This window comes from Chryseobacterium sp. UYP7 (assembly GCF_056279225.1).
The window spans coordinates 25,330-48,065 of the sequence record NZ_JBWBQW010000002.1; the positions used below are offsets into that span (position 1 = coordinate 25,330).

The following is a 22,736-nucleotide window of genomic DNA, read 5'->3' on the forward strand; positions in this document are numbered from 1 at the left end:
TACTTTTGAAATTACAATCTTACCTATGACCAAAACTCCTTCGCCGGTGGTGACCAGAATTTCGAAAATCATTTCAAACTTTTTCAATCCACTTACGTCGCTTTTTATCTATTTTATTTACGCAGCCCTTCAGCACTCTACTTTTCAGGAAACCGCCTATCTTTTTTTGCCCTTATTTCTTATTGTTGTAATTCCTATTTCCACCTGGATTTTTTGGAATGTTAAAAAAGGAAATTATGCAGATATGGATGTTTCTAACCGAAATCAGCGTAAAGGTCTCTATTTTTTTACAGCAGGTGCGCTTTTAGTTTACCTTTTTTACGATTATTTTCTTAATAAAAATATCGATTTAGCTATTGCGTGTCTATTGATTTTACTTTTAGTACTGCAGCTGAGTAATTATTTTATTAAAAGTTCTATGCATACTGCTTTCAATATTTTCGTGGCGGCATTATTTTTTGCGATCGATCCCGTTTTGGGTATAATATGGTTTGGAATCTCGGTTGTTGTTGGAATTACAAGAATTATTTTAAAAAGACATACGCCGAAAGAAGTATTTACGGGAGCATTAATCGCCCTTTTAGTTTCTTTTATTTACCTTTATGCCAACATCAAAATTCATCATTAAAAAATGAAAATAAACTATCTTACTCCTTCCGAAGAGCTTCTTATGAATATTTTGTGGAAACTTGATTCCGCTTATATGAAAGAGGTCATTGAAAATTATCCAGCACCAAAACCGCATCAAAATACCATTTCTACATTTATTAAAATTCTGGTTGAAAAAGATTTTTTAACCACCGAAAAGGAAGGTCGTATTTTTAAATATACCGTTGCTGTTCCTTTCGATGATTATAGAAATTTTCAACTTAAAAACTTCCTGAAAAATTATTTTGATGATTCCGCCACGGAATTACTGAAAACCCTAATGGAAGAGAACTTGCTTCAAACTTCAGATATCGAGAAGATTTTCGAAATTGAAACCGCTTTGAATCCTGTAATTTCACCTGAAAAAAAGGATAATGAAATTAGTGATTATATAGTAGAGATCACCTCTGAAAAAAAATCCGGAAAAAAAGACAAAAAGAAAAAGAAAAAAAAGAAGGACGAAAAGAGGATGCTCAAAAAGTTCAAATAACATTGTGAAATATTAAGTGAATTTTTGGGAACATGAAATGGTTTGGCTGACATTCTTTGCTTCAGCATCTCTAATCATTGCTAAATCTCCTATCAATGAATTTACAGCAGAAATGATTTTCATTTTTAAAATCTGGAGCGGTTGGCTATTTTAGAGTTCTTTAACGCATTTTGGAAAGAAAAAAGTTTGAATTCCAAAAGTAGGATAAGTACTGTTTATCAAATTACTCTGTTGTATTTTTTCTTCAGAGATTTTAATCGGTATTTTGATCTCGCAGTTTTCCCTTTCAATACAAATATAAGATTCAGTTTCCGGCTTAAAAAAAAATGGAACGAATTTAAACAGAGCTAGCTTGTAATTTTCAAGTAAGAAAAAATTCCGACAGTTTGTTCTTATCACCAATTATAAGGAAATCAGGTGAAAGAAATTCTAATTTCAAAGCAAAACTAACTTCATAAATACTTTGAAATTATAACGGAAAAAATTCAAGAAGCTGTAATCCAGAATCAATGTTTGATATTGTATTGATTTGAATTTAATAAAAACTAAATGGAATTCCAGTTACTTCATTAAATCTATTTTCAATTGTTTCTTAAAAAAAGACACAAAAAAAGCGACCTTAAAAAAGTCGCTAGAATTATTTCATTGGGATCTTACCAGTTAGAACCGCCACTACGACTTCCGCCGCCGTAACCGCTACCGCTTCCACCACCGCTTCCGCCGCGACTTCCACCACCGTAACCACCACCTCCGCCTCCGCTTCGGTTGTTGTCAAAACTTCTTCTTGGTTTGTCTTCTCTTGGTTTAGCTTCAGAAATGTTAAGTTCTTTACCGTCCAATTCTTTTCCGTTTAGAGCTTCGATAGCGTTCTTGCCATCTTCGTCGCTCATTTCTACAAAACCGAAACCTCTAGATCTACCAGTTTCTCTGTCTGTAATAATTTTGGCAGACGATACGTCACCAAATTCTGAAAATAAATCTTGCAACGATTGTTCTTGTGTTGCGTAATTGATGTTTGAAACAAAAATGTTCATCATAAAAAAAATTAAAAAATTAATACTTGATTGTAAATTATAAATGAAACTCAACTAAGGATGAACATAGATTGACTTCGGATATAAAAACGGTTGCAAGATACAATATATTATTAATAACTCCAATATTTTTTTAAACTTTATTTAACTTCCTTTCCTGCTTTCGCTTCAAGCAGCTTAAACCAATCTTCCCGATCCAGATTTATTTTTAAAGCACCCTTAAGTTCAACTATCGTTTCTGCTCTCGAAGTACCAATAACAGGGAGGATTTTTGCAGGGTGTTTTAAAATAAAAGCCAACAGAATCTGATTTTCTTCCGCATTATATTTTTCGCAAAGAATAGTGAGAATTTTTTTTATTCTCGAATTTTCTTCAGATTGTGTTGAAAAATAATTTCCCATGACAGACCAGGCCATCGGTTGAAGGTTTTTTAACATCATTTGATCTAAAGTTCCGTTGTAAAAAGCATCGGTGTGATTCAAAGAAATCTCGACTTGATTCGTAATAATTGGGAACGAATTATTAATAAGATCAAATTGAGACGGCGAAAAATTTGAAACGCCGAAATGTCGGACTTTATGATGCCTTCTTAAAATCTCAAAACTCTCTGCAATTACGTGGGGATCCATCAACGGCGATGGTCGATGAAGCAATAGTAGATCAAGATAATCAGTCTTTAAATTTTTTAAACTTCGATCAACAGAATCCAAAATATGTCCCTTTGAATAATTATAGGATTTCACCGAAAAATTTCTGTTTTCACACGGCATTTCAATTCCGCATTTAGAAATAAACTGCACTTCTTCCCTATTAATATTCATATCGTAAAAAGCATCTCCAAATAATTTCTCGGTGGTATAATCGCCGTAAAGATCTGCGTGATCGAAGGTTGTGAGATCTTCTGCGAAGGAAGTTTCGATTAATTTCTGCACTTCTTTAATGGAATGATTGGCGCCCCAAATCCCCCATCTCATTGTTCCTATTATAATTGGCGAAAATTTCATCGATTTAAATTTTGATCAAAAGTAAAAAATTACCTTACAACTTTTAACATTTGAAACTTATATTTTCAACATAATATATTTAACTTTGATAAAAATTTAAACTATTATGAAGAAACTTTCCATTCTGTTTTTATCCCTCTTTTCGATACTTCTCTTCTCACAATTTGTAAGTCCCGGAACCGGAGTTTCCTATAATCTCGCTTCACTTTCTACAGCAGCACCAACGGTCTTAGTGAATAATGGAACGGATTATAAAATGACAGCCAATGTCACGATTTCGGTGGGCGATACTTTGGTGATGACTGAAAATACAACATTGAAAATCGATGCCGGTATTCAATTAACGATCGCCGGCGTTTATGATACGACGGCAAGCAATTTCCTGATCACAGCAAGCACACCAACATCTGTTTTTAAAGGAATAAGATTTGAAGAAGGTTCCAGCGCCACTTTTAAAAATACCATTTTAGAATATGGGGGTGGAATTCAGGTTCTAACAGCTACTTTTTTAATGGATAACTGTACCGTTAGATATTTTAAATCTGGTTTGGTATCCGGAGCTTCTGTTAATTTTTCCCGTGGAAATCCTGTGGTGAAAAACTCTACTTTTTTAGACAATGATCTACCAGCGGTGGCGTCGGGAGCGAATCAGTCGGTAGCGCTGGAGTTCACCAATAATTATCTTTCAGGAAATACAAAAGGAAATTCGAACCGACCGCAAATTAATATGGGTCCAAGCGGAAGTGGAATAACGAAAGTTTTAAATAATACGGTACTGGGGAACAGAGCTTTAACGAAGGTTGGCGGGATTTCTGTTTCCTCGCTTTTAGGTATTCAAAATAATGTGCTGATCGACGGAAATACGGTGACTGATAACCGTTACGGAATTACCTGTGCAGGAAATGCATCTTCCGGGACGATCTCTAATAATATTTTAACGAATAACAATTCTGAAAATGTACCGAACAATGGCGGAAGCGGAATTTCTTTGAATGGAAACGGAACTGTTGGTTCAGGATTTAAAATTGAAAAAAATCAAATCCGTGGAAATCTTTGGGGTGTGACAATGATCGGAACCGCAAGCGCTGATTTTGGCGGAGGTAGTTTAGGAAGTGTTGGAGAAAACATTTTTAAAGACAATGGAAATGGTGGAAATCTTTACGCTCTTTTCAATAACACGCCAAATCCTTTGAGTGCAACGAATAATTGCTGGAGAGAAGGGGAACTTTCTGACGATGCAATGGTTGAAGCAGTAATTTCCCATCAAGTTGATGACAATACGCTTGGATTAGTCAATTTCCGTCCCTATTTATGTGCGAATCCTTTGGCGACAAATACTTCGGTTCTCTCAAATAATAAGATCTATCCGAATCCGAATAACGGAACTTTCTCTTTCGTAGCTGAAAAGTCTGGAAACATAAATATAACTGATGTTTCTGGAAGAATAATTTTCTCTGGAAATGTAGTTAAAGGAAATAACACCATTTCGGTAAAAGCAGCTTCCGGTATTTACTTTTTAGTATATCAATCGGAAGGTAAAAAAGAATCTACTAAATTAATTATTAAATAATTGAATGTCTTATAATTAATTTGAACTCATTCTGTGCCACTACAGAATGAGTTTTTTTTTGTGAAATGATCTTTCGATGAGATGTAGAATCGCGACCCGGCTTGAGTGAATCCCGATGTAAAATCGGGAGGGAACGGAAGATCTCGTCCTTAAAAGACGAGACTCAAATAAATATTCTGCAAAATTTACTAAACTTTTGTAACCTTTTCATAATTCATATCGTATAATATAATGCAGTCCTAAAGTGGATTGTTTTACTACATGAGACAATTAAAAATTACAAAGCAGGTTACCAACAGGGAAACCGCATCGCTGGATAAATATTTACAGGAAATCGGAAAGGTGGATTTGATTACCGCCGACGAAGAAGTTGAACTGGCTCAAAAAATCCGCGCCGGAGACCGGGTTGCTTTGGAAAAATTGATTAAAGCCAACTTGCGTTTCGTGGTTTCTGTTTCTAAACAATACCAGAATCAAGGTCTTTCTTTGCCCGATTTAATTAATGAAGGAAATCTTGGTTTGATGAAAGCCGCGAAAAGATATGATGAAACCAGAGGTTTTAAATTTATCTCGTATGCAGTTTGGTGGATTCGTCAGTCGATTCTACAGGCGTTGGCAGAACAGTCGAGAATTGTGAGATTGCCATTGAATAAAATTGGATCGATCAATAAAATTAACAAAGCATACGCGCATTTGGAGCAGGAAAACGAAAGACCTCCGTCCCCAGAAGAGCTGGCGGAAGTTTTGGATATGAGCGAAGACGATATCAAGGAATCAATGAAAAACTCAGGAAGACACTTGTCGATGGATGCGCCGTTGGTTGAAGGTGAAGATTCAAATTTGTACGACGTTTTGCGTTCAGGTGAATCTCCAAGTCCGGATAAGGATTTGATGTTGGAATCTCTTCAGATTGAGATCGAAAGAGCATTGCAAACTCTGACTCCGCGTGAGGCTGATTTGGTTCGTTTGTATTTCGGTTTGAACGGAAAACATCCAATGACTTTAGAAGAAATCGGTGAAACTTTTGACCTGACAAGAGAAAGAGTTCGTCAGATCAAAGAAAAAGCGATCAAAAGATTGAAACATAATACCAGAAGTAAGATCTTAAAATCCTATTTGGGTAAATAATATTTTTCGGAAATTATTTAATAAATTAGAGCAGGTTTTTTTAAAGCCTGCTTTTTTTTGTGTAATGATGAAAATTATTAAAACCTTCAAGTTCGTTTCTAATTTAGAATATGTTCATTCAGTTTTGGAGGAGCAGAAAATAGCTCATTTTATCGATTTGGAAAATCTGACAATTTCTTCAGATGTATATGAAGAAGCACAAATCTTGAAAATTATTGATGATTTAAATTTAGATGAAAAGGAAGTTGAAGTCGATGAGAATTTTCAAAAAGATTTTGATGATTGGCATAAGAACAGTTTAAATCCCGGACATTTTATGGGCGGAAGAATTCCTTTTTTCTTCTGGAATAAGAAAAATTATCCTTTTCTATTTTTTACAATATTTTTCACGCCGATTGTTATGCTTATTTACATGACTTACTTTATAGATGGAGCCTGGAGTTTTGACTTTGATTTTGTAGGGATCTTCACATTCCTGTTTTTAATCTTCGTTGCGGTTTCTATGGTCGTTCAATGGCTCAATTATAGAAAAAACCAAAGATGAAACTTTTAGAAAAATAAGTTTAAGAAACTTCAAACGTGTACTTTTTTTACACCGATCATCTATTTAAATTCACAAATTTATAAATCTTACTCATGCAAAACCTTGTAATTGCTTCTACCCTATTTTTGATTATTTCTTGCAGAGATAAAAGTCAAAATTTAGTTTCTGTTTCGGAACAAAATAAAAATGTGATTTCAAATGTAGAATCAAAATCTTCTTCGAGATACAGTGAAGGAAGTTCTTTGATTGATGCGATTTATTTTGAAATGATAAAGGATGAAGAGCAACTAAAAATTCTTGAGGCGGACATTAGTACCATTCAAAAAAAGTCGGAGGAATTAATAAAACAGAAGCAAGAAATTCTCGATAAACCAACCCAATATTATGACGAGGCGGAAATGAATATCAAGTCAATCTCAGATTCAATATTAAAAAAGGAAATGCAGAATTTTATAAAGAAAAGTTTAGAAAATTTCAAAAAAAATAAAGAAGAATTACGATTGGTTGTTTCGGAAATTCAACGCAATAATCGTAAAATCACCGAATATTATAATGCTTTTAAAATTAAGAAAACTTTACCAGAAATAGAAAAATACCAAAAGCAAAATCCTTTGAATTTAGAGAATTTAAATAAATTGATTTCGGAACAAAAGCAATTACTTGTGAAATTAAAAAGTCTCAAATAAAAAGAACTCAAAACGAGTTCTTTTCTTTTAGGTAATTTCAAAATTTTTCCGCACCAGTTCTTTTCGCACCCTGCTTAAACTCTCAGGCGTAATTCCCAGATAGGATGCAACCATCCATTGCGGAACACGCAATAAAATATCGGGATACATTTTAATAAAATTCATATATCGTTCTTCTGCCGTATCTCCCAAAAGCGCATTTACCCGATTTTGTAGATTCCGAATATGTTTTTGAAGCAATAAGTCATTTCTGTCTGCAGTTTGAGGATAGATCTCAATAAGCCGGCTCATGAAACCATTTTTGATTAAAACGACCTCTGTATCTTCTACCGCTTCAATATAATATTTAGATTTTTCGTTGAAGAAAAGGGAACTTCGATCAGAAATTAACCACTTTTCGGGCGCAAATTGAATGATATGTTCTTTGCCATTTTTATCAATAGAATACATTCTGAGCAAACCTTTTTCCACAAAATAAGTTTCATTGCAAACCTCTCCTTCCTGCAGAAGAAACTGATTTTTTTCCACTTTTTTCGAGAGATAAAAATTGCTGCATTTCGAAACAGCATCTTTTGGAATTTCTAAAATTTCCGATAAATAATCTTCAATATCCATCTCCACAGAATTAGATTAAAGAAACGGAAATGCTTTGGTGTGAAGCATTATTTATTGCTTTTCCATTTTCAAGAACAATTAATTGCGGACTTTGATGCGTAACATCAAACTGATCGGCAATTTTATTTGAAATATTTCGGTGGGCAAGCAAATCCAAGAAATAATAAGAAACGTCTTTATCAGAATCAGCAACTTCTTTCTCGAAATTTTTTAAAACGGTTTTACTAATGAAACAGCTTGTAGAATGTTTAAAAATAGCTACTTTTTTTGATGAGGATTCGTCTACAGCATCCTGTAAATCTGCTTCTGACGCAATGTTTTTCCAAAAGGTGGTTACTGATTTTTCTTCTTCAGAACCGCCAAAAATTTTATTCAAAAAACTCATATTTTATTTATTTAGGGTTAAGCCGTGATTCGACTTTACAAATTCCAACTTTTAATTTACTCCATCAAAAATACCACTTTCTTTAGAAATGATTTCCTACACTGGTTTAGAAAATTTTCTTACCAGCCTTTTTCTTTTTTCAACTTTTCGATATGGGAAAAATGATGGTCGCAATGCCAGGAATAAAAGGCAACACTTTCCCGTAAAGAAATATTCCTGTTTTGTTCGGGATGATGAAAAGTACTCTTCAATTCTCTGTTGGTAAGGCATTTCAGCTCGTAAACCCATCTTTTGTGCAATCCTTTCAGAATCTGCAGCGCAGGTTTAATATCCATGCTAAAACTATCCTGTAATTCTGCCCACTGCGCTTCGTCATAACATTTAACCGTAGGATTATCTTCTGTTAAAGCCAGTTTAAAACGGATAAAACTATTCATGTGACTGTCGGAAAGATGATTGATCAACTGTCTGACCTTCCAGCCGCCACTTCTGTATTGCGTATCCAACTGATCGTCTGTCCAGTTTTCTACTAAATGTTTCAGCCGGCTCGGAAAATCTTTGATGATTTTGATATGACGGTCCAGGTCCTCGTCTGAAATTTTTTCCGGTTGCTGAAATTGCCCGATGGGATATTTTTTGAGGTCTAAATTGTCCATTTTCTTTTAGTGGTTTGACTTTTTGGCTGATAGATTTGATTGGCTGAAATTTTGCGTTTTCAGTTATGTAAATTTACCAAAAATAAGTTGAATTCGATGTCTGTCGAAAAATTTTAAAATATGAAAAAAGCCCTTATAATTGTTGATGTTCAAAATGATTTTTGCGAAGGTGGCGCGCTTGCCGTGCCTGGTGCAAACGATGTTATTCCCTATATTAATCTTCTTATGGAGGAAAATGAATATGACCAGATCGTTCTGACTCAGGATTGGCATCCCGCAAATCACAAGAGTTTTGCTTCTTCGAATGGTAAAAAAGTGGGCGATACCATTATCCTTAACGCGATCCCACAATTTATGTGGCCGGATCATTGTGTTCAGGGGACTTTTGGCGCAGAATTTCATAAAGATCTAAATCAGGAAAAAGTCACCCATATTATTCAGAAAGGGAAAAATGTGGATTTCGATAGTTACAGTGGGTTTCAGGATAATAATCATTTCGTAAAAACAGGTTTAGATGATTTTTTGAAGTATCATGATATTCAACTTGTTGAAATTGCCGGTTTAGCTCTCGATTATTGTGTGAAATTTACATGTTTAGACGCAGCACAACTAGGTTACGTAACATGTTTGCATTTTAATGGAACGCGCGCCGTTAACGTAAAATCTGAGAACGGAAAAGATGCGATTTATGAAATGCTTCAAAACACCGTGACTGTTTTAGGATAAAATTTACAATACTTTAAAATATACCGCTCTACAATTTATTTTGTAGAGCCTTTTTGTTTGCTCCAGCAAGAATTATCTCGCTTAAAAGATTTATTTTTATCAAAATTTTTGATTTGAAGAATCTTACGTTAATCCTACTTTTCACTTTCCTGACCTCCTGTGTTTCCGTTAAAAAACACAATCAAAAGCTCGAAATTCCCATCAGCGCTGAAAAACTAAGAAGTGATGTCGATTTTGCGAATGAAAAACTGCAGCAACTTCATCCTAATTTGTACTGGTATATTTCTAAAGAGAAACTGGATAATAAATTCGACAGTTTAAAAACAACCATCAATCATTCCTTAAAACCGAACGAATTTTATCAGAAACTGGCTCCCATTATTTCTGAGGTAAGAGAAGGACATTTGCGCTTGGTTCCGGTAAGTAAAAAATTATCTAAAAAAGAAATTAAAAATCTTAAAAAGCAGAAAGGATTATTAAGCCGTTACAATTTTATTTTGGATGGTGACCGGATTTTTGTAAAAGACAATGCAGACAAAATTCCCGATATGAATGTGGGAACCGAAATTCTTACCATTAAAGATATTGAGGTTGAATATCTCCTGGAAAAATACAGACCGTTTGTAAATAGTGATGGATACAACGAAACTTTTCAGAAATATATTCTGGCATTAAGATGGCCGGCGTATTTCACCGCAGAATTTGGAATTTTAGACAGTGTAAAGGTTAAAACAAAGTATCAAAATGAAGTAAAAACGTTCTATTTGCAACGCGAAAAAATTACGAAAGAAGAAAAGAAAGAAACAGAAGCTAAAAATAAAAAGCTCACCAAAAGTGAAATAGGGAAAACGAAGGACTATAATCTTGTGACGAAAACATTTAATCGTGATATGCAGTTCCCTACCAAAGACAGTACTATTGCTTATATGAAAATCAAAACATTTTCCGGGACTTATTCCAAAAAATTCTATAAGGAAAGTTTCGCAATTTTAAAAAAATCACCCGCTAAATATTTGATACTCGATGTTCGGGATAATTTAGGCGGTTCCCTTTCAGAAATTAACAATCTTTACTCCTATTTAGTTCCACAGAAATTTAAATTCATTAATGATATTAAAGTAACATCGCGTTCTTCGATGTATCACGCGAGTTACTTATCGGCGGTTCCACTTCTTTTAAAACCTTTTGCCATTATCGGTTATCCATTTTACTTAGCAGGAACTGCGCTTTCTGTAAAAAAAGTCGATGATGAATTCTACTTGAAGAACAAAGGAATTTTTAGTCTTAAAAAGGCGAAGGAAAATAATTTTAAGGGTAAAGTTTATGTATTGATCAATGGAAGTAGTTTTTCCGCCTCCTCTATTATTTCATCAAAATTAAAAGGAGATCGAAGAGCCTTTTTGGTAGGCGAAGAAACGGGTGGAGCAAATGATGGAACGGTTGCAGGAAGATATGCAATTGAAAAATTACCGAATTCAAAGTTATATTTACCAATTGGTTTAATGTTGATTCAGCCCAATATCGAATTCACCAATACTCAAAAAGGCGTAACGCCGAACCAGGAAATTCTGTTAACAACTCAGGAGGTTTTACAAAAGAAAGACATTCAACTGGAGTGGATCATGAATGAGATTAAAAGTGCTCAAATTCAAAAATAAACTCAGGCTTTAAATAAAAAAAACTCTCGATTAGAGAGTTTTTTTCGTGTCAAGAGTGAACTTGAAAAATTAATTCTGATGTACAACACTTAGAATTTCAATTTTTTTATCGCCGTCTTTAAAAGGCCATTCGATGATATCTCCAACTTTATTTCCGACGATAGATAAAGCAATATCAGATAAAATGGAGTATTTTCCCCTCTTTACTTTTTCTAAGGCAGCAGGTACAAACTGATAATTTTTCTCCTGATTATTCGAAAAATCCTTAAGCCTTACGAGACTGTTAACCGTTACAACATCAGCCGGAAGTTCTTTTCGCAATACTTGTTTCGCGCCTTTCAGTTGTGCCAATAAAATTTCTTCCTCTTGTGCGGTTGTTTGTTTTCTTCTTAAATGATCTTTTATTAAATCATAAACTCCCGTTGTTAATACGATACTATCTGACATATTTTTATTTTTTCTAAATATTCCTTTTGAGCAACTTTCATACAGACTCAGGCATTAAAACCAATCCAGACATAGGAACTATATTTTATGCAAAAAGTAGAATCAAAAAAGAAATTGGTAATTATTGTTATTTAATACGGTGTAAAACGCCCTGTCCCAAGTCTCGACAGGGATATTAAATAAACTCTTTAGAACTTTTCAAAAAAATATCATCGTGAAGATATGACAACAACAAAGAAAGTCCCAGCGGGAATTTTTTCTTTGAAATTAAGGAAATTGTTGTCATTTTTTATTATTGAAAGGCAAACTTACGCCTTATATATGACAAAAGCAAAGTTGTTCCTTAAACCTCTTTTTGCTGCGCACCCACTCTGACATTAGTACAAAAGCTGATCAATGCAGATAGATTTATAACTTCTAATTGTTCACTATTTTTCTGTTGATTTCAACGCCCAGGCAATTAAAAGTGGCTGCATAAATAATCTCGCCAACCTTCTTTTATCTGTATTTAAGCCAAAACTGCTTTTTTCATTTTTATACTGAGCGATGTTTCCCGGAAAAACGGCGGTAAAAAATCCCGCAGCAATTTTTCCTACGAGTGATTCATATTTTTTCGGAGTTGCTATAATGGCTGTGCCCAAAGCGATTTCTGCAATTCCAGAATATAAAACGGTATCATCTTTATCTAGAGGAATCCAGTCTGGAACCTGTGCTTGAAATTCTTTCCGGACAAAACTAAGATGTCCTATTCCGGCCGTAACTAGCATAGCGCCTAACCCAAATTTTGCAATGGTTTTTATGGTATCTTTTTTCATAATAATTGATTTTGAAAATTAGATTCAAGAATGATTCCAAAATCTTTTATTCAAACTAATTCCTTTTTCCAGTTCATTTATCCCAGCATGCTGAATAAAAAAGAATATTTTTGTTTAAAATTACAAATATGTTTTCAAAATTAGTTTTTAGCAGTGTATTTCTTTTTGCGGTATTTTCCTGCAATCAGAAATCCAAAACAAATATTGCCGCAAATACCTCAACCGATTCTACCAAGATCACCAAATCAGAAAGTACTGTTTTAATGGGCGGCAAGCCCATTAAAACGTATGCTAAATTGCCGGAAGTAGATAAGCAGGCGCCAGAATTTACTTTAACGGACGTAGATATGAAAGATCAAAAACTCGATTCGTACAAAGGAAAATTTGTGATCCTGAATATTTTCCCAAGCGTTGATACAGGAGTTTGTTCAGCATCTGTAAGACATTTTAACGAAGATGCCGCAAACCTTCCCAATACAGTAGTTCTTTGTATTTCTAAAGATCTGCCATTCGCGCAGAAAAGATTTTGTGGTGCCGAAGGGATTAAAAATGTAGTGATGCTCTCGGATTACCGTTCCGATTTTGGTAAAACTTATGGCGTAGAAATCACCGATTCTCCTATGAAAGGACTTTTAAGCCGAGCGGTTGTAGTGATCGATCCTCAGGGAAAGATTGTTTATGAAGAACAAGTTTCCGATATTTCGCACGAGCCTAATTATGAGGCGGCGATGAAGGCGGTGAAAATTTAAAATCAGATCCTATTTAAATAGAAAAACCTGCATAAATGCAGGTTTTTTTATGAAAAAATTTCAGTTTATTAGAAGTTAATCGTCCTCTAAAATATCTTTATAATTCTCTTCGGGATCTTGAAAGTTCTGGAGGATTCGGACGATCGTTATTAAATCAGCACTTTTTTCATAAATAAGAGTGTTGTGCTTTGTTAATAAAAGTTTTCTAAATCTTGTATTTTCGTATCGCTCAAAAATCACATTTCCACTTTCTAAAATTTCGATTTTATTGATTAGTTTTTGATAAAAATCATCAGCGACTTTTTCAGACCATTTTCTGAGCAGATAGTTCTCAATTTCAATTAGATCTAATTTTGCCTCAGAAGAAATTTTAACTTCAGGCATCTTTGCGAGATTTTAAATTTTCTCTTCTTTCATTTACAAAATTATAGAAGTCAGTTGTCTTTCCATTTTTTATTTCATCTTCGGCCTGTCTCAAAGATTCCAGAATTTCTTCTTTTGTTTCACTTTTCCAGATTTTGGTTTCTACCGTCTTAGAAATTAGGAGAAGTTCTTCGGGTGTAAATCTTTTCTCTTTCAATTTTTTAAAGAAAGTTGGTTTTTTTATTCCCGACTTCTCAATGATATAGGACATTTTGAAGGGCGAATTTTTTAAAATCTCATCAATGTTATTTGAAATTTCGATATATCTTTCGATGTCTGCTGTCATGATATTTAATTTTAGTTTCTAAATTGTAGATTTAAAATTGATTAATCTGAGATTTAAAGTATCAATTTATGAGACAAATTTACTAAATTTTAGCTATTCAAAATAATTTAAGGATTTAATCTATTCTGATTTTCAACAATAAATTTGGGTCCGGACAATTTTCCTTGAAAAAATCTAATTCCCTCGAGCTACAAACTCCAGGATAATCACCCTTTTTATCTCCTATATTTTTGATGATCTGGAAATGCAGATGTGGCGCATAATCGCCGTTGATAGGCGGTTTTCCTAACTCTGCAATTTTCTCACCTTTTTTTACAACTTGACCTTCGACTTTCTCGTCTAAACTTTCTAGGCTTAAATGTCCGTATAAAGTATAGAAAGTAAGATCTTCAACAGTGTGTTCCAAAATGATGGTTGGACCGTAATCACCGATGGCAGCGTTATTCTGAAAACTATGAATTTTACCGTCTAAAGCGCTCAGTACGGAAGTTCCTGCTTTGATCCAAAGATCTAATCCAATATGAATATTTCGTTCCTCTGTATTTGTATTATTAAAATTTTCACTTCGTTTGTAAAGATTGCGGTGTTCCAGATATCCTCCAAATGCGACTTTAGCATTATTTTTTGAAAGATGATCTTCAACAAATTCTTCAAACTTTTTGGCATCTGTAAGATCCAGTTTTAAATTATCTGTATGAGAAGCCGAAAGATCGAATGCGACGTAGTTTTTGTAATCGATGGTTGAATCAATTACGTGAATATCTTGTTGAATTTGCAGTATTTCTTCTAATGATTTCATTTATTTTAATTTATAAATTTTTCTTGAGTTTTAAAACGTTTTATTTCGCACCATCGTCGCAGCCCAACCTGAGTGGAGCTCTTTTTGTAAGGAGGTACGACGAGCAAAAAAGCGGGAACGGAGGGTGGAAAAAGCTGCCCAAAAAAAATTAAAACAAACTTTCATCCACTATATTCGGCAAGGTAACTTTTAAATTCGGCTCTATTTCCATCGCCCGTTTTATAGCGAAAATCGCACCTTCATTTCTTGCCCAACTTCTGCGGGAAATTCCGTTGTTGACATCCCAAAAAAGCATGGATTTCAATCGTCGGTCCGCATCTGCACTTCCATCGAGCAACATTCCGAAACCGCCATTGATCACTTCGCCCCAACCAACTCCGCCGCCATTGTGGATGGAAACCCAGGTTGCGCCCCGAAAACTGTCACCAATTACATTTTGAATCGCCATATCGGCCGTAAATTTGGATCCATCGTATATATTTGAAGTTTCGCGATATGGAGAATCGGTCCCGGAAACATCGTGATGATCGCGGCCTAAAACAACCGCGCCAATTTCTCCATTATTAATGGCATTATTAAAGGCTTCGGCAATCTTCATTCTTCCTTCTGCATCTGCGTATAAAATTCTGGCTTGTGAGCCTACTACGAGATTATTGTCTTGAGCGCCTTTGATCCAGGTGATATTATCCTGCATTTGCTGTTGAATTTCGGGTGGAGAATTTTTCATAATTTCCTCCAAAACTTGACTGGCAATTTTATCTGTTTTTTCTAAATCTTCCTTTTTTCCACTTGCGCAAACCCAGCGAAAAGGTCCGAAACCGAAATCAAAACACATCGGACCCATAATATCCTGCACATAACTCGGGTAACGGAAATCGATTCCGTTTTCTGCGATAACATCGGCGCCTGCTCTACCCGCTTCCAGTAAAAACGCGTTTCCGTAGTCGAAAAAATAGGTGCCTTTTGCAGTATGTTTATTAATTGCGGCCGCATGTCTTCTTAAAGTTTCCTGAACTTTCTTTTTGAAGAGATCCGGATTTTCTGCCATCATTTGATTCGATTCTTCAAACGATAAACCCATCGGATAATAACCGCCGGCATAAGGATTGTGCAGCGAAGTTTGATCTGAACCGATGTCGATTTTCAGATTTTCTTCGTCAAATTTTTCCCAGACTTCCACAATATTGCCCAAAAATGCAATCGAAATAGTTTCTTTGTTTTCTTTCGCTTTTTTAATACGGGAAACGAGTTCATCCAGATCTACTATAATTTCGTCGATCCATTGCTGATCGTGACGGATCTTCGTAATTTTCGGATTGACTTCTGCGCAAACCGTTATACAGCCTGCAATATTGCCAGCTTTAGGTTGGGCTCCAGACATTCCGCCTAATCCAGAGGTTACAAACAAGCCACCTTTTGGTTCTTTTTTAATTTTTCTAAAAGCATTCAGAACCGTGATTGTTGTTCCGTGCACAATTCCCTGCGGACCGATGTACATATAACTTCCGGCAGTCATTTGCCCATACTGCGAAACTCCTAAAGCGTTAAATTTCTCCCAATCGTCGGGTTTAGAATAGTTCGGGATCACCATACCGTTGGTCACCACTACTCTTGGCGCTTCTTTATGACTTGGGAAAAGTCCCATCGGATGACCGGAATACATCGTTAACGTTTGTTCATCGGTCATTTCCGACAAATATTTCATCGTTAAAAGATACTGAGCCCAGTTTTGAAATACCGCCCCATTTCCACCATAAGTAATAAGTTCGTGTGGATGTTGAGCAACCGCGTAATCCAAATTATTCTGAATCATCAACATGATCGCTTTTGCCTGTTCGGATTTCCCCGGATATTCTGAAATTGACCGTGCTTTCATCTCGTAATCCGGTCGGAAACGATATATATAAATCCTGCCATAGTTTCGGAGCTCTTCTTTAAATTCCGGCAATAATTCTGCATGAAATTTCGGTGCAAAATAACGCAGGGCATTCTTCAGCGCAAGTTTTGTTTCGTCCTTAGAAAGAATATCTTTCCGTTTCGGCGCATGATTTATTTGAGGATCATATAATTTTTTCTGTGGTAGTTGATTTGGAATTCCCCCCTGAATTTGTTCTTGAAAAGTCATATTTAAGTTTTAAAAACTTCAATTTTTGTTGAATTGAATTGTGATGCTTTAAAGATATTCAAATTAGAAATTACAAACGAATCAAAAACGAAAAAATTCCCCACAAAAGCAGGGAATTAAATAAAATGTTATAATAATAAAATTTTTCTAAGGTGTGTTAATTAACAAGATCTTCATTTATTTCCTCATGATTATCATTGTTATCTGATTGACTGTAATAATTATTTTCCTCATCTTCCGATCCAATATTTTCCATATCATCATCTTGTGAAGAACCCGGAACGTCAAGATCTGAACCTAAAATATTACTTTGTGCGTTGTGCTTGTCATCGATAGGATTACCGTCTCCGTCTATTGCGATTGCTTCTTCCTGATTGAAAATATCATTTTCAGGGCTGTAATTCATTTCTCTTAACTGTTCGTTTTGTTCGCTTTTGTTATTTTCTGGTGTCATAATATTGATTTTTGTAATAAAGTTAAAGACAAAAATGATTCCAAGCTCTGCTGATAAATCATTTAAATTAATCTTTTATCTGTATTAATTTTTATACACTTCAGGATTTGCGCAGTGCGGCATGTTTTCACCTTTAAAAAAAGCAACGATATTTTCGGCTGCTAATTTCGCCATCCCATTTCTGGCCTCAACCGTTGCGGAACCAATGTGTGGTAAAACGCAAAAATTTGAGAGTTTCAATAATAAATTTTCTTTCTGCATCGGTTCGGAATTGGTAACATCTAAACCCGCTCCCCAAATTTTTTTCGTTTTTAATGCTTGAAATAAATCATTTTGATTTTGAAAACCACCTCTTGCGGTATTGATAAAAATTGAGTTAGGTTTCATTTTTTCGAAAATATCTTTATTAAAGATTTCAGATTGTTCTTTTGTATAATTCGCATGTATGCTGAGCACGTCGGAGTTTTTTATAAGATCCTCAAATGAAACGTATTTTGCAGCCAATTTTTTTTCGGCTTCTGCGTTATGGCTTCTGTTGTGATAAATGACATTCATTTCAAAGGCGTTCTTGCATTTTTCGGCCATTTTAAGACCGATCCTTCCTAAACCGTAAACTCCCAAAGTTTTTCCGTACAATTCCTGTCCCAATTCTTCGAGTGCATCAAAATCCTTCCACTTTCCAGATTTTACTTTTTCAATATAAAAACTTGCTCTTCTGGACACCATTTGCATAAGAAGAAAAGCAATATCAGAAGTGGCTTTACTCAAAACGTCGGGCGTATTTCCCACGGGAATGTTTCTCGCGTTGGCTTCCTTAATATCCACACTGTCGAAACCTACAGAAAACAGCGCTATTGCTTTGATATTCGGACAATTATCAAAAAACTCTTTATCAAATTGATGTTTACCAACATTTAACAGAACATCAGCTTTTTTACAATTCGCCAACCATTCCTCGGCACTTTCATTTTCTTTTTCGGGCAAAATAATTTCTATATTTTCCTTTTTTAAGATCTCCATTCCAATCTTAGGAATTCTGTTGCTGATGAATACTTTCATTATTTACATGTTAATTGCATGAGGCAAATTTGAAATAGTTGCGGCATCGAATTCAATTTCCGTTCCGAATAGCAAGATTTCTTTTTAGTCAAAATCAAACTGAATTTTATTTTTAAAATTCTGAGTTAAGGCAGAAAACATCTATATTTACGGCCGAAAGGGTGAATCGTGTGTAAATCACGAACTGTCGCGCAACCGTAATTCATTTTAATGAAAAGTCGGATCCCCAAAAACTTTCGCGATTTGAAGTAGAGATCCAATTACGATTTCTGTTCATTTCTATTTTTAATATTAAAAGAAAAAAACAATGAACTATCAGGAAAAAATCAAAAATTCTGAAACCCACGTTTTCAAAGTCGTCTTCCCCAATGTTACCAATCATCACAACACCATGTTTGGCGGAACAGTGATGGAAATGATGGATGAAGTTGCGTTTATGACGGCCACAAGATTTGCCAGGAAATCTTTCGTAACCGTAAGCTGCGACCGCATCGATTTTAAAAAACCAATTCCGGCAGACACTCTAGTTGAACTGATCGGTAAAGTAAAATATGTAGGAAATTCCAGTTTGAAAGTTAATGTAGAGGTCTTTGTGGAAGAGATGTATGCCGAAAATAGAGAGAGAGCGGTATTTGGCGATTTCACTCTCGTCGCCATTGACGCAGAAAAAAAGCCAGTCCCTATTTTCGAAAATGAAATAAAGCCTGAATTGATGTAAAATAACGAAATCCACTGTTTAGTAAATTTTTTATTATTCTGAGGGTGATTAAATATCATCCTCCATAAGTTGATTTTTATTATTTTTCCAGGCGTCATCGTAGGCTTTTTTCTGATTTTTCCAGGCATCTGGAGGAACTGCATTTTCAGCAACTTTTATAATATTGCCGTCTTCATCATGTAAAACTCCAACTTCTGGATGTGGAATATTATCTTTTCTATTTTCTGAGCTTTGAACGTTTTGATCTGAAGTGCTTTCGTTGCTTAAATCGTTTCGTTTGTTTTCGGTATTATTTTCCATGATTTATATTTTATTTATTGAAACTATACATTCAATTATTATTCCTAAAGTAAAGCGAAGACGGTGAATGTTTTCTACTTTATAAATATTTTGGATAACAGCTAAACTCGCCCTTTTGCATTACTAAAATTATAAATAGTTTTTAAAAATAAAAGCATAAAAGTTCTCCATTATTGCTGAAAAATTCTTAAATTTTATTATTAAATTTGCCCTCATCGATATTATGGAAAAAAACACAAAAAAGACTCCGTCTCAGACGGCTGAGCAAAGCAAAATACTTTCAAAACCACGCATATTTTTTGGAGTTCTCTTTATAGTCACTGCTATCATTCTTACCTTTTCTTTCATTTCTTATCTCTCTAACTGGAAAGCTGATCAAAGCCAGGCCGGAACAATGCTGGATAAAACCGTACAATCATCCAATATTTTTGGAAAAATTGGAGACTGGTTAGGAAATCTGTTTATTTTCGAAAGTATTGGTGTCGCGGCTTTTGCTGTTGCATTTCTCTCTCTTGTTTTAGGTATGATGATCCTAAAAAAGAACTATTTCAAACCCTGGAAAACCATTGGACATTCGCTGTTCTTTATTTGCTGGCTGCCAATTTTCATGGGCGCCGTTACAAAAGGGCAAGGCGTTTTAAGTGGAGTTTATGGATTTCAGATCATGGATTTTTTAAATTCTATTATCGGAACGGTTGGTTTATGGCTGATTCTTTTGGTAAGCATTGGATTGTATTTTATGCTTGAATTCAACTTAAATCCGAACAATGTAAAAACAAAACTCAATACCCTTAACGATCAGACTTTAGGACGGGTGAAAGCGATGATGCCCAACTCCTCCGAAAATTTTGAGGCTGATGAAGAATTGGAGATCGAAGAAAATCTGCAAACTTCAGAAACGGTTTCCGTTAAAGGAAATACACCTGTTCAACTTACTCCAGATCCAGAAATTAAAAATGATATCGAACCTATTGTTACGCCGAACAAAACTTCTTTTGATGATGTTCCGAATGTTACCGTGACGGAAAGCACAGGAAGTTCTATCAATTTAAGCACAGATTCAGGAAACACCACAGATAAGACGGTTAAGACAGATGATATCGATTTTAAAATTGAAGTGCCGAAAACCGTTGATATTATCGATGAGTCAGATAAAAAATCGCAGGAATTAGTCGAAAAGCACGGCCTTTATGACCATAAATTGGAACTGGCAAAATTTCAGATGCCGACAATCGATTTGCTGCATGATTATGGAAACGAAGAAATTGCCATCAACCGCCAGGAATTAGAAGAAAATAAGAATAAGATCGTTGGCTTACTCAAAAATTTCAATGTTGGAATTGCAGAAATTAAAGCGACCGTTGGTCCAACAGTAACTTTATATGAAATTGTTCCGGAAGCTGGAATTCGTGTTGCTTCGATCAAAAAATTGCAGGATGATATCGCACTGAATCTTTCCGCATTAGGAATCAGAATTATTGCGCCAATGCCTGGTAAAGGAACAATTGGTATTGAAGTTCCGAGAAAAAATCCTGCAATGGTTTCTATGCGAAGTGTTATTTCTTCTCAGAAATTCCAGAACACCGATATGGATTTGCCTGTAGTTTTCGGGAAGACTATTTCTAACGAAATCTTCATGGCTGATTTAACGAAAATGCCTCACCTTTTAATGGCGGGAGCAACCGGGCAGGGAAAATCTGTTGGTATCAACGCGATCTTAACTTCCCTACTCTACAAAAAACATCCAAGCGAACTGAAGTTTGTGATGGTTGATCCTAAAAAGGTGGAACTTTCCCTTTATTCAAAAATAGAAAGACATTATCTGGCAAAACTTCCGGATGGTGATGATGCCATTATTACCGATACGCACAAAGTGATCAATACTTTAAATTCTCTTTGCGTGGAAATGGATCAGCGATATGACCTTCTTAAAAATGCTTTTTGTAAAAATATAAAGGAGTACAATAAAAAATTCACAGAGCGGAAATTAAATCCTGAGAACGGACACCGTTATCTGCCTTACATCGTTTTGGTGGTAGACGAATTTGCCGACCTGATCATGACTGCGGGTAAGGAAGTAGAAATCCCAATTGCCAGATTAGCGCAGTTGGCAAGAGCAGTTGGAATTCACTTGATCGTGGCTACACAAAGACCTTCTGTAAATGTAATTACGGGGATGATCAAAGCGAATTTCCCGGCGAGAGCGGCGTTCCGTGTAATTTCAAGTGTCGATTCCAGAACGATTCTGGATTCTCCAGGTGCGGATCAGTTGATTGGAAAAGGCGATATGCTTTATTTTAACGGAAATGAAATTATGCGTTTGCAATGTGCTTTTGTAGATACTCCGGAAGTTGAAAAAATAGCAGAATTCATAGGTGAACAGAAAGGGTATGCGAGTGCATTTATGTTGCCGGAATATTCTACCGAGGAAACGACTTCTACGGTTGGAGCTTTTGATCCAAATGAAAAGGATGTTCTTTTTGAAGATGCTGCAAGAATTATTGTTTCTACTCAGCAAGGTTCAACTTCAATGCTTCAACGACAGTTGAAATTAGGTTACAACAGAGCTGGTAGAATTATGGATCAACTGGAGGCGAGCGGAATTGTAGGCGGCTTTAATGGCGCTAAAGCACGGGAAGTGCAGATCTCTGATTTAAATTCTTTGGAACAGTTTTTGGAAGGTTTGCGGAAATAAGGTTAAACATTAAACAGAAGTTTAACTTTAGAGCAAAATCACCATCTAAAAATAAAGAAGAATGCAAAATATAATAAAGAAATTGACTTTAGGAGTTTTTACACTCGCAACTGTCGCAAGTTTTTCTGCACAAAAAATTGATGCGAAAGCAAAAACGATTTTAGATGCCGTATCTAATCAATACAAATCTAAAAATAACGTTTATTTCAAATTTATTTATGGAACCGGCAGCGGAAAAAAAGTAACCAGAACAGAACCTGGAATCTTCTATTCTGCGAAAGATAAATACAAATTGAAAATCATGGGCACAGAACAGATTTTCGACGGAAATAAAATTTATAACATTTCAGCGGAAGATCAGGAAGTTACTGTTGCAAAGCCAACTGGCAGCGAACAAATGTTTTCACCGCTTACTTATATTGAAGAATATAAAAAAGGTTATAACGTAAAATACATGGGACAGTTAACTGTAAATGGCGTAAAATCCGATTATATAAAACTGACTCCAACCACCAAAACCGGCATTAAAGAAGTTAATCTTTTTATAAACAATGCGAAGAAACAAATCGTAAAGCTGGAACAGTTTTCTACAGATAATTCAGTTTCTGTAATTGCAGTAAGTGATTATAAAGAAAATCAGACTTTAAACAACTCCATGTTTACTTTTGATAAAGACCAATATAAAAATTACATTGTTACGGAATTGTAACTAAATTTAAAAA

Annotated in this window: 26 protein-coding genes; 12 read left to right on the forward strand and 14 right to left on the reverse strand. The window is 35.1% G+C overall.

Annotated elements, in window-relative coordinates; genetic code table 11:
* Positions 1-25: 25 nt before the first annotated feature.
* A complete protein-coding gene (locus ACZ9HT_RS04295; RefSeq protein ID WP_476039225.1) occupies positions 26-628 on the forward strand; it encodes a phosphatase PAP2 family protein in 603 nt (200 codons plus the stop codon).
* A 3-nt stretch (positions 629-631) separates the two neighbouring features.
* Positions 632-1,138, forward strand: coding sequence for a BlaI/MecI/CopY family transcriptional regulator (locus ACZ9HT_RS04300; protein ID WP_476039226.1), 507 nt, complete (start codon positions 632-634; stop codon positions 1,136-1,138).
* Between the two features lie 653 nt (positions 1,139-1,791).
* Here the strand turns inward: ACZ9HT_RS04300 and ACZ9HT_RS04305 are convergent.
* Together ACZ9HT_RS04305 and ACZ9HT_RS04310 are read right to left on the reverse strand one after the other, a co-directional pair.
* A complete protein-coding gene (locus ACZ9HT_RS04305; RefSeq protein ID WP_476039227.1) occupies positions 1,792-2,175 on the reverse strand; it encodes an RNA recognition motif domain-containing protein in 384 nt (127 codons plus the stop codon).
* 137 nt (positions 2,176-2,312) lie between these two features.
* Positions 2,313-3,176 (reverse strand): aldo/keto reductase, encoded by an 864-nt coding sequence (locus tag ACZ9HT_RS04310; RefSeq protein WP_476039228.1) that lies wholly within the window; start codon positions 3,174-3,176, stop codon positions 2,313-2,315.
* 106 nt (positions 3,177-3,282) lie between these two features.
* Here ACZ9HT_RS04310 and ACZ9HT_RS04315 point away from each other — a divergent pair, with 106 nt between their 5' ends.
* The 4 genes from ACZ9HT_RS04315 (at position 3,283) to ACZ9HT_RS04330 (ending at position 7,104) form a co-directional block, all read left to right on the forward strand.
* Positions 3,283-4,746 carry a T9SS type A sorting domain-containing protein gene (locus ACZ9HT_RS04315; protein ID WP_476039229.1) on the forward strand — a complete coding sequence of 488 codons (1,464 nt, stop codon included), beginning with the start codon at positions 3,283-3,285 and terminating at the stop codon, positions 4,744-4,746.
* Between the two features lie 261 nt (positions 4,747-5,007).
* Positions 5,008-5,874: a sigma-70 family RNA polymerase sigma factor gene (locus ACZ9HT_RS04320; RefSeq protein ID WP_039344711.1), complete on the forward strand. Its 867-nt coding sequence runs from the start codon at positions 5,008-5,010 to the stop codon at positions 5,872-5,874.
* 64 nt (positions 5,875-5,938) lie between these two features.
* On the forward strand, positions 5,939-6,418 hold the full coding sequence (locus tag ACZ9HT_RS04325; RefSeq protein ID WP_476039230.1) for a hypothetical protein: 480 nt from the start codon (positions 5,939-5,941) through the stop codon (positions 6,416-6,418).
* A gap of 92 nt (positions 6,419-6,510) precedes the next feature.
* The gene (locus ACZ9HT_RS04330; RefSeq protein WP_476039231.1) at positions 6,511-7,104 is read left to right on the forward strand and encodes a hypothetical protein; all 594 of its coding nucleotides are present in this window, start codon (positions 6,511-6,513) and stop codon (positions 7,102-7,104) included.
* A gap of 27 nt (positions 7,105-7,131) precedes the next feature.
* Here the strand turns inward: ACZ9HT_RS04330 and ACZ9HT_RS04335 are convergent, their stop codons facing one another.
* The 3 genes from ACZ9HT_RS04335 to ACZ9HT_RS04345 form a co-directional block, all read right to left on the reverse strand.
* On the reverse strand, positions 7,132-7,719 hold the full coding sequence (locus tag ACZ9HT_RS04335) for a Crp/Fnr family transcriptional regulator (RefSeq protein ID WP_476039232.1): 588 nt from the start codon (positions 7,717-7,719) through the stop codon (positions 7,132-7,134).
* A gap of 10 nt (positions 7,720-7,729) precedes the next feature.
* Entirely contained in the window at positions 7,730-8,104 is a 375-nt protein-coding gene (ytxJ, locus tag ACZ9HT_RS04340) for a bacillithiol system redox-active protein YtxJ (protein ID WP_476039234.1), read from the reverse strand.
* A 119-nt stretch (positions 8,105-8,223) separates the two neighbouring features.
* Positions 8,224-8,760, reverse strand: coding sequence for a YfiT family bacillithiol transferase (locus ACZ9HT_RS04345; protein WP_476039235.1), 537 nt, complete (start codon positions 8,758-8,760; stop codon positions 8,224-8,226).
* A gap of 120 nt (positions 8,761-8,880) precedes the next feature.
* Between ACZ9HT_RS04345 and pncA the strand changes: the two genes are divergently transcribed.
* Positions 8,881-9,486: a bifunctional nicotinamidase/pyrazinamidase gene (gene pncA, locus ACZ9HT_RS04350; protein WP_476039236.1), complete on the forward strand. Its 606-nt coding sequence runs from the start codon at positions 8,881-8,883 to the stop codon at positions 9,484-9,486.
* A 113-nt stretch (positions 9,487-9,599) separates the two neighbouring features.
* A complete protein-coding gene (locus ACZ9HT_RS04355) occupies positions 9,600-11,144 on the forward strand; it encodes a S41 family peptidase (RefSeq protein ID WP_476039237.1) in 1,545 nt (514 codons plus the stop codon).
* A 69-nt stretch (positions 11,145-11,213) separates the two neighbouring features.
* On the opposite strand, the gene ACZ9HT_RS04360 is transcribed toward ACZ9HT_RS04355, so the two are convergent.
* Positions 11,214-11,591: a GreA/GreB family elongation factor gene (locus tag ACZ9HT_RS04360; RefSeq protein WP_476039238.1), complete on the reverse strand. Its 378-nt coding sequence runs from the start codon at positions 11,589-11,591 to the stop codon at positions 11,214-11,216.
* Between the two features lie 428 nt (positions 11,592-12,019).
* On the reverse strand, positions 12,020-12,406 hold the full coding sequence (locus tag ACZ9HT_RS04365) for a DoxX family protein (RefSeq protein WP_476039239.1): 387 nt from the start codon (positions 12,404-12,406) through the stop codon (positions 12,020-12,022).
* A gap of 263 nt (positions 12,407-12,669) precedes the next feature.
* Between ACZ9HT_RS04365 and tpx the strand changes: the two genes are divergently transcribed.
* Positions 12,670-13,155 (forward strand): thiol peroxidase, encoded by a 486-nt coding sequence (tpx, locus tag ACZ9HT_RS04370; RefSeq protein ID WP_476039864.1) that lies wholly within the window; start codon positions 12,670-12,672, stop codon positions 13,153-13,155.
* A 75-nt stretch (positions 13,156-13,230) separates the two neighbouring features.
* Here tpx and ACZ9HT_RS04375 read toward each other — a convergent pair whose 3' ends face one another.
* The 6 genes from ACZ9HT_RS04375 to ACZ9HT_RS04400 all read right to left on the reverse strand — a co-directional run bounded on the left by ACZ9HT_RS04375 (position 13,231) and on the right by ACZ9HT_RS04400 (position 18,301).
* Entirely contained in the window at positions 13,231-13,539 is a 309-nt protein-coding gene (locus tag ACZ9HT_RS04375) for a type II toxin-antitoxin system RelE/ParE family toxin (protein WP_476039240.1), read from the reverse strand.
* Positions 13,532-13,864 (reverse strand): hypothetical protein, encoded by a 333-nt coding sequence (locus ACZ9HT_RS04380; RefSeq protein ID WP_476039241.1) that lies wholly within the window; start codon positions 13,862-13,864, stop codon positions 13,532-13,534. The genes ACZ9HT_RS04375 and ACZ9HT_RS04380 overlap by 8 nt, the downstream gene beginning before the upstream one ends.
* Before the next feature lie 115 nt (positions 13,865-13,979).
* Positions 13,980-14,663, reverse strand: coding sequence for a peptidoglycan DD-metalloendopeptidase family protein (locus tag ACZ9HT_RS04385; RefSeq protein ID WP_476039242.1), 684 nt, complete (start codon positions 14,661-14,663; stop codon positions 13,980-13,982).
* Between the two features lie 148 nt (positions 14,664-14,811).
* Entirely contained in the window at positions 14,812-16,788 is a 1,977-nt protein-coding gene (locus ACZ9HT_RS04390; protein ID WP_476039243.1) for a urocanate hydratase, read from the reverse strand.
* Between the two features lie 157 nt (positions 16,789-16,945).
* Positions 16,946-17,242, reverse strand: coding sequence for a hypothetical protein (locus ACZ9HT_RS04395; protein ID WP_476039244.1), 297 nt, complete (start codon positions 17,240-17,242; stop codon positions 16,946-16,948).
* Positions 17,243-17,326: 84 nt separating this feature from the next.
* A complete protein-coding gene (locus ACZ9HT_RS04400; protein WP_476039245.1) occupies positions 17,327-18,301 on the reverse strand; it encodes a 2-hydroxyacid dehydrogenase in 975 nt (324 codons plus the stop codon).
* A 307-nt stretch (positions 18,302-18,608) separates the two neighbouring features.
* Between ACZ9HT_RS04400 and ACZ9HT_RS04405 the strand changes: the two genes are divergently transcribed.
* Complete coding sequence (locus ACZ9HT_RS04405; protein ID WP_476039246.1) at positions 18,609-19,019, forward strand: acyl-CoA thioesterase; 411 nt, start codon at positions 18,609-18,611, stop codon at positions 19,017-19,019.
* 48 nt (positions 19,020-19,067) lie between these two features.
* On the opposite strand, the gene ACZ9HT_RS04410 is transcribed toward ACZ9HT_RS04405, so the two are convergent.
* A complete protein-coding gene (locus ACZ9HT_RS04410; RefSeq protein WP_476039247.1) occupies positions 19,068-19,319 on the reverse strand; it encodes a hypothetical protein in 252 nt (83 codons plus the stop codon).
* Positions 19,320-19,542: 223 nt separating this feature from the next.
* On the opposite strand from ACZ9HT_RS04410, the gene ACZ9HT_RS04415 reads away from it, so the two are divergent.
* Entirely contained in the window at positions 19,543-22,014 is a 2,472-nt protein-coding gene (locus tag ACZ9HT_RS04415; RefSeq protein WP_476039248.1) for an FtsK/SpoIIIE family DNA translocase, read from the forward strand.
* A gap of 61 nt (positions 22,015-22,075) precedes the next feature.
* A complete protein-coding gene (gene lolA1 / locus ACZ9HT_RS04420; RefSeq protein ID WP_476039249.1) occupies positions 22,076-22,723 on the forward strand; it encodes an outer membrane lipoprotein periplasmic chaperone LolA1 in 648 nt (215 codons plus the stop codon).
* The last annotated feature ends 13 nt before the right edge of the window (positions 22,724-22,736 follow it).